Raw genomic sequence first — 5412 nt, forward strand, 5'->3', positions numbered from 1 at the left:
CAGCCGCACCCCCGCCTGCGCCGGGGTCAGCACGCCGGCCACCGCCAGGTCGATCGGCGCGGACGAGGTGAGCAGCCCCGATCGCGTCAGCCCGCGCACGGTCAGGTTGACCCGCCCCGTCGGCGGCGAAACGCCGCGCGCGGCGAGATCGAACGTCCCGCTGGCATTGCCGCCCAGCCCCAGCCCGGCATAGCCGATGTCGAGCACCGCCAACGGCAGGTTGCCGAGCTTGCCGGTCACCGCCATGTCGCCCTCGCCGAACCGACCCGCCAGCGTCGCCTCGCCCCCTGCGAAGGTCAGCCGCGTCGGCGACAGCACCCACGCATCGCCGTCGCGGCGCAGCACCGCGGGCGTCTCCAGCCGGATCGGGCGCTGCCCCAGCGTCCCCTGCGCGCGGACCGTCCAGCCGTCGGGGGCAAGCTGCGCCACGGTCTGGATCTGGAAGCCGACGCCGCGCGATCCGGCGATCGAGGCGCGCACCTCCCCCGTCTCGCCCACCAGCCGCACGTTGCCGGCGAAGCGCGCCAGCGACAGCGTCCCGTGGCGCAGGCCGGTGCCGGTCACCGTCGCCTCGGTCTTCGCCCCCGCCGGATCGAGCAACGTGGCGAAGTCGAGCGTCGCCTGCCGCACCGTCACGCCGGTGCCGACGCGCGCGCCGCGCGCGGCGATCCGTCCCGCGATCCGCTGCACATCGCCGACCGGCGCCAGATCCAGCGCGCCCGACAGCCCGCCGCCCGCGATCGCCATCCGCCCGCGGAACCCGCCCGGCACGATATCCAGCGCGCCGGTCGCGCGCGTCCCGCTGACGTCCAGCCGCGCGATGTCGATCCGCGCCTGCCCGCCGCCCGGCGGAAGCACGATCTGCCCCGCGGCCGTGAACGGCCCCAGCCGCGATCCGCCGCCCGCCACGACGGCGAAGCCGGCCGGGTTCGGGTCCAGATGCGCCCGCACGTCGCGCAAACCCAGCGTGTCGTTGGGTCGCTGGAAGATCAGGTCGATCGTCGGCTTTTCGATCCGCCCGTCCAGCACCAGTTGCACCGGGCCATAGCTGCGCTGGCGCCCGGCGCCCTCGAAATGGAACGTGCCGTCGCGGCGGCGATAGCCGTTGCCGGTCAGGCGGATATCGGGCGCGGTCAGCGTCAGCGCGGTGAAATGCAGGATGCCGTCGGGGGTCCGCTCCAGCCCGGTCTCGATCCGCGGCAACCCGCCCGCCAGCGAGCGGAAGAACGCATTGTCCAGCCGCACCATCTGCGCGGTGCCGCGCCCGACCACGCGCGTCCCCTTGCGCCCCGCGCCGGGGACGACGCGCAACCGCGACTGGACGTCGACCACGCCCAGTCCGGGGATCAGATAGCGGCCCAGCGCGCCGGTGAGGCCGACGTCATATTCGCCGGTGCGCAGATCGACCTGCAACCCGACACGCCCGGTCAGTTTGTCGGATCGCAGCGCCAGGTCGTCGCCGGTCACCATCCGCGACGTCACACGCAGCACGCCGTCCAGCGACAGGTTGCGCAATATGCCCCCCGCCACGTCACCCACCCCGGTGACGCGCGCGGCGGTGAAGCGCACCGGCACCGCCACCGGGCTGTTCGACCAGCGCCCGCGCCCCGCCGCGCGCGCCTGTTCGAACCCGGTGTTGTCGAAGGCGAAGCGCGGCGCGGTGATGCGATAGTCGAAGCGGAACGCGCGGAAATTGCCGTCCAGGATCGCGCGCAGGCGCATGTCGGTGGCGCGCATGTTGCGGAACAGCGCCTCCGGGCGCAGCAGTCGCGCCTCCAGCTTGACGTTGCCGAACGCGCTCTTCGCCAGATCGACGACGCCGCGCGCCTCGACCGCCAGCGCGGCGGACCGCAGCGACAATTGCCCGTCCAGCCGCCGGTTCGCGAAGGTCGCGCCGCCGTTCACCGTGACGCGCGGCGCGGTCAGCGACTTCAGCTTGCCCTTGGCGATCCGCTGCGGTTCCAGCGTGCCGACCAAGGTATAGTCGCCGCTGCGGTTCGACAGCGCCAGATCGGCGATCCGCGTCGTCCCCACCTGCGCCACCGCGCGCCCCTGCCACGCGCGCCAGCCGCCGTCTCCGCCGACGTCCAGCGCCACCGCCTCGCCCGCGCCGGTGATCCGCGACAGCAGGCCACCGGCGATGCCGCGCGCCTGCGCGTCGATATCGAACCGCCCGTCGTCGGGACGCGAATCGATCCGCAGCGCCAGCGTGTCGCTGCCCGCGATCGCCCCGGCGAGGCGAACCACCGCATGGCCGTCCCGAATGTCGGCGGCGCCGCGCACGCGCCCGCTGCGCGCCACGCCGGTGACGCCGCGCCCCAGCACCAGCCGGTCGATCGCCAGCCGCCCGATGACGATGTCGAACCGCGGCAGGATCGGCCCGCTGCGCCCGGTATCGCGCGTCTTCGGCAGCCGCACCAGCACCGCCAGCGGCACATCGAGGCTGCGGATCTCCAGCCGGTCGTCCCACCACGCCCATGGCCGCCAGTCGAGCGCGGCGCGCGGGATCGTCAGCACCAGCCCCTGCGGATCGTACATCCGCACGTCGACCAGCTGCGCACGGCCGTACAGCGATCCGTCGATCCGCCCGACGCGGAACCGCAGCCCGTTGGCGGGCGCCAGCGCGTTGATCCGGTCGGCGACCAGCCGGTGCCCGACATCGGTGTCGATGCCGATGCCGATCGCGACGACCAGTGCCGCGAGCGCCGCGACGATCGCCAGCGCGATCCGCCCCCCATGGCGCAGCGCGCGCCTCAAAACGCCTGCCCCAGCGACACGTACACCGCGATCCGGCTGTCGCCGGGCTGCGGGTTCAGCGGGGTGCCGACGTCGACGCGGATCGGGCCGAAGCTGGAATAATAGCGCACGCCCAGCCCCGCGCCGTAGCGGAAGCCGCTGAAATCGGGCGCACCGCCGGTGTAGATGTTGCCGCCGTCCAGGAACGGCACCACGCCGAAATTGCCGAACGCCTTCACCCGCGCCTCGATCGCGAATTCGGCCAGGCTGCGCCCGCCGATCGGATCGTTGTTGGGATCGCGCGGGCCGATCGACTGGAAGCCGTAGCCGCGCACCGACGCGCCGCCGCCGGCGTAGAAGCGCCGCGACGGCGCGATCTGGTCGCGCGGTGCGCCCAGGATCGTACCCAGCCGGATCCGCCCGGCCAGAATCGCGCGGCTGGTCAGTGGCTGGTACGCGCTGGCGTCGACCTGCACGCGGGTATAGCCGAACACCGATCCCTGCAGCGACAGTTCGGGGCTGGCACGCCCCGACAGCCGGAAACCGCGCGTCGGGTTCAGCAGATCGTCCGACCCGTCGTAACCCAGGCTGGTCGGCAAAGCGCCGATCAGGAAGGTGCGCCGCCGCGGCTGCCCGGTCGAGGCGTCCACGTCGCGCTCGTCGGTCGCCACCAGCTCGCCGCCCAGCGACCAGGTCCACGCCTTCTGGAAGAAGATCGTCGTCTGCTGTTCCAGCGTCGCCGACAGAGACAGCGTGTTCGCTTCATAGGCATCGCGCAGCAGGTGCGCGATCGCGAACTGGCCGGTCAGCACCCGGTCGCGCCCGCGGAAGTTGTTGCGGCGATAGGTGATCTGGCCCAGCTGCTCGCCGGTGCCCAGCACGCCGCGCAGCGTCAGCGCGCCTTCGGGCGGGAACAGGTTGCGGTGCGTCCAGCTGACCTCCGCGCGCGCGCCCTCGCCGGTGCCATAGCCCAGCTCGCCCGCGACGGTGCGCGGCGGCGCGGGCGACAGGCGGACGGCGATATCGACCGTGTCGGGCGCCTTGCCGGGCACCGGCGTCACGTCCGCGGTGGCGACCAGCCCGGTCTGGATCAGCGCGCGGCGCAGGTCGTCGACCTGCGATGCCTCATAGGGCTGGCCGGGGCGGAAGCGCGCGATCTCCTGCACGTGCGCGGCGTCGAACACGCGGTTGTTCGCATTGGCGGTGATCGTGCCGAAACGGCGGGCGGTGCCCGGCGCGACGTCCAGCTGCAGCGTCGCGGTGCGCGCCGCGCGATCGACCACCACGTCCGGCTCGCCCACCGTCGCAAATGGGAACCCCTCCTCTCCGGCACGAACGCGCAGATTCGCGGTCGCCTCGGCGACGGCATCGGCGTTGACGGCATCGCCCGCCCCCACCGCGAACGCCTTGTCCAGCGCGTCCGCCTTCGCCCCCGCCTGCTCCACCCCCGCCAGCGTGACGCCCGAAAAGCGGTACAGCGCGCCCGGCACCGCGGTCAGGACGATCACCGGGCGACGCTCGGCGGCCTCCACGCCCGTCGTCACCACCGCGTCGTAATAGCCCTCGCCCTTCAGCAGCGTCAGCAGCAGTTCGGCGTCCTGCCGGGCGCGCCGGTCGAGCTGCGCGGCGTTCGCTTCCTTGCCGTCATTGCCCGCCAGCACCGACAATTCGCGGAACCGGTCGCGCAGCAGCGGCGATGCGACGCCGTCGATCCCGTCGATCCGCCAGTCGTAGCGCGTGCTCGCCGCCACCGCGCGCTGTGTGGCGACGGGGGCGGATGCGGCCGGCTGTACCGGCAGATCGGGCCAGTCGACGCCGATATCGGGCAGCGGCGCCAGCGGCGAATCGGGGTCGATCTCCATCCCGCCGGCCGTCGCCGGGGGTGACGACAGCAGCGACGACGACGGGGCCGCCGCGGGCACCTGTGCCGCAGCGGCGCATCCCACGATCGTCAGATTTGCGATCATCATGCCGGTCGTGACGCGCAGCACCGCGCCACGCCGCCCCGCGTCCGGCTCCATTACCCTCGTCTAGCCGGTGGCGCGGGCCAGCAGAAGGGGCCAAAACCGCCCCCGCCGGCGCAAGGGCGCGCCGCCGGCACGCCCCACCGCGTCGCCTCGGTTCGACAGCGCACTGGCGCGGGGCCGCGCGCCATGCCATCTGGGCGCGGTCATGGCCCGTCCCCCTTACCGCACCCCCGCCGCCGGCGGCATCTTCGTCGCGCTGGGCGCGCTGTTCGGCACGGTCGGGGGGCTGGTCGCGCGGCAACCGTCAATCGGCTTCCTCACCGGGCTGGCGATCGGATCGGCGATCGCGGTCGCGATGTGGTGGCGCAACGCGCGGCTGTAGGTCCGGCTACAGATCGCGCAGCAGCAGCCGCGCCCGCCCGATCACGGTCACCTCCGCCGCCGGACGGACCCGCACGGGATAGGCGGCGTTGTCGCTGACGATCTCGACCATCGCACCCGCGCGCCGCACCCGCTTCACCGCCACGCCGTCGTCGCTACGGATCACGAACACCGCGCCGCCCGGCGGCACCGTGCGGTCGCTCTCGTTCACCAGCAAGCGGTCGCCGTCCCATAGCGTCGGCACCATCGAATCGCCCGCGACGGTGATCAGCGACGCCTGACCTGGCGCCACGCCGCGCGCGTTGCTGCGCACGCACGGCGTGGCGCC

Annotated in this window: 4 protein-coding genes; 1 reads left to right on the forward strand and 3 read right to left on the reverse strand. The window is 73.5% G+C overall.

The features are described 5' to 3' along the window. Positions 1 to 2757: hypothetical protein (locus AX685_RS05730; protein ID WP_066486314.1), on the reverse strand; the 2757-nt coding region annotated here is incomplete at its 3' end. After that, positions 2754 to 4757, reverse strand: a complete 2004-nt coding sequence (locus AX685_RS05735) for an autotransporter assembly complex protein TamA (protein ID WP_066486317.1) — start codon at positions 4755 to 4757, stop codon at positions 2754 to 2756. The genes AX685_RS05735 and AX685_RS05730, both read right to left, overlap by 4 nt. Before the next feature lie 151 nt (positions 4758 to 4908). Between AX685_RS05735 and AX685_RS21445 the strand changes: the two genes are divergently transcribed. Next, positions 4909 to 5085 (forward strand): hypothetical protein, encoded by a 177-nt coding sequence (locus tag AX685_RS21445; protein ID WP_156445694.1) that lies wholly within the window; start codon positions 4909 to 4911, stop codon positions 5083 to 5085. A 6-nt stretch (positions 5086 to 5091) separates the two neighbouring features. Here AX685_RS21445 and AX685_RS05740 read toward each other — a convergent pair. Beyond that, a partial coding sequence (locus tag AX685_RS05740) for a S24 family peptidase (protein WP_197418505.1) occupies positions 5092 to 5412 on the reverse strand: 321 nt, incomplete at its 5' end.

This window comes from Sphingomonas sp. CCH9-F2, from assembly GCF_001556735.1.
GTDB lineage: Bacteria > Pseudomonadota > Alphaproteobacteria > Sphingomonadales > Sphingomonadaceae > Sphingomonas > Sphingomonas ginsenosidimutans.

Excerpts from the sequence above, each read along its gene's own strand:
- AX685_RS05735 (WP_066486317.1), bottom strand. The coding sequence starts at position 4,757 with ATGGAGCCGGACGCGGGGCGGCGTGGCGCGGTGCTGCGCGTCACGACC.
- AX685_RS21445 (WP_156445694.1), top strand. The coding sequence starts at position 4,909 with ATGGCCCGTCCCCCTTACCGCACCCCCGCCGCCGGCGGCATCTTCGTC.